The sequence below is a fragment of the Serratia sp. 506_PEND genome, assembly GCF_001076875.1.
In the GTDB taxonomy this organism is placed as follows: domain Bacteria; phylum Pseudomonadota; class Gammaproteobacteria; order Enterobacterales; family Enterobacteriaceae; genus Serratia; species Serratia marcescens.
Window position 1 is genome coordinate 1 of the sequence record NZ_JVEL01000374.1, and the last position, 396, is coordinate 396.

The following is a 396-nucleotide window of genomic DNA, read 5'->3' on the forward strand; positions in this document are numbered from 1 at the left end:
ACAGCGTGCCGCCGTTCGCCCGGGCAATCAGCCCTTCTTTATGGGCATGCGCGCCGGTAAACGCCCCTTTCTGCCAGCCGAACAGTTCACTTTCAATCAGATTTTCGGGCACTGCCGCGCAGTTCAGCGCGACCAGCGGCTGCCCGGCACGGGAGGAGCACTCATGCACCAGTTGCGCCACCACCTCTTTTCCGGTGCCGGTTTCACCTTCAATCAGCACCGACAGGGAATGGGCCGCCGCGTGCCGGATGCGCTCCCGAAGCGCTTGTACCGCGGACGACTGACCAACCAGACGGCTTTCCAGCAGATGTGTCAGCCTGTCGTGCTCCGTCTGCTCAGCCGTCACCCTGCGCAGTGAATCACGCAGACACTGGCTTTCTTTCTGATTATGCTGCA

1 protein-coding gene is annotated in these 396 nt (G+C 61.6%); it reads right to left on the bottom strand.

All coding sequences use genetic code 11. From position 1 onward, the window contains the following. Window positions 1–396 (bottom strand): sigma 54-interacting transcriptional regulator (locus ADK28_RS12680; protein ID WP_048795805.1); only part of this gene is annotated, 396 nt, incomplete at both ends.